The organism is Vibrio sp. 378 (assembly GCF_033339435.1).
Genome location: NZ_JAWOUO010000109.1, coordinates 1 through 1198, shown reverse-complemented (window position 1 = coordinate 1198; position 1198 = coordinate 1). Strand labels below are relative to the sequence as shown.

General features: G+C 55.1%; 1 protein-coding gene. It reads right to left on the bottom strand.

Going from position 1 to position 1198, the window contains the following annotated elements; translation table 11 throughout:
* Window positions 1–39: 39 nt before the first annotated feature.
* Window positions 40–1127, bottom strand: a protein-coding gene (locus tag R7Q48_RS24445; protein WP_088821966.1) for an IS3-like element ISAs22 family transposase whose coding sequence is annotated in 2 segments (ribosomal slippage) — window positions 40–875 and window positions 875–1127 — 1089 coding nt in all. Because the reading frame shifts where the segments join, the coding sequence is not laid out codon by codon here.
* Window positions 1128–1198 lie beyond the last annotated feature (71 nt).

Here is a 1198-nt window from a genome sequence, read left to right as displayed (position 1 = left end):
GGTAATCCCCCCATTTTTAGGGGCACTCAAAAGTAGAGGTCATGCGGCCTGTGCCAAGCGCTGTTTCGGCGTGTAGCCGCCCAGCGCCATATTGGGCCGCTCATGGTTATAAACCCACAGCCAGTTCGTGGCAAATTCCTGTAACTCATTCAGTGACTCAAACAGGTAATGGCCCAACCAGTCGTAACGCACAGTGCGGTTAAATCGCTCTATGTAGGCATTCTGCTGCGGGTTGCCTGGCTGGATATACCTCAGCGCAATCCTCTTCTGCTGCGCCCATTGCTTGAGCTCTTCGCTGATGTATTCCGGACCATTATCACAGCGGATAGCGGCTGGTTTGCCCCGCCACTCGATGACCTGCTCCAGCACCCGTTTGACTCGCGAGGCAGGCAAGGAAAAATCCACCTCGATGCACAGTGCTTCGCGATTGAAGTCATCGATCACATTAAACAACCGCACCGAACGACCATCGCTGAGCTGGTCATGCATAAAGTCCATCGACCAACAGTGATTCGGTTGGTCAGGGACTGCCAACGGCTCCGGCTTGGCCCGCACTAGCCGCTTCTTGGGTTTTATCCGCAGATTGAGCTCTAGCGCCCGATAGATCCGGTAGACCCGCTTGTGGTTCCAGCCAAAGCCTTTGACGTTACGCAGGTACAGGAAGCACAGTCCGAAACCCCAGTTGCGCTGGTTGGCGGTGAGGCGCAGCAGCCAGTCGGCAATCTCCTGGTTTTCATCAGCCAGCACGGGCTGATAACGGTAGCAACCCTCGCTCACCTTGAACACCTGGCAAGCCAGACGGATAGAAATGGCGTAATGAGCCACAGCCTTGGTCGCCATCTCCCTGCGGGCAGATGGCGTCACCACTTTTTTGCCATCGCCTCGGAGATGATCTCAGCCTTTAGGCGCTCCTCGGCATACATCTTCTTAAGGCGACGATTTTCCTCTTCCAGCTCTTTGAGGCGCGCCATGAGAGAGGCATCCATGCCACCGAATTTGGAGCGCCACTTGTAGAAGGTGGCGGAGCTGATGCCATGCTCACGGCAGAGCTCAGGGACGGGTGAACCAGACTCGGCCTGCTTGAGGATGGCGATGATCTGTGCATCGCTAAAGCGTGATGTTTTCATGTAGAACCTCCTGCGTTCAAGATACGAGAAAATTCTACTTATGAGCACCTCAGTTTTTCGGGGGGATTACC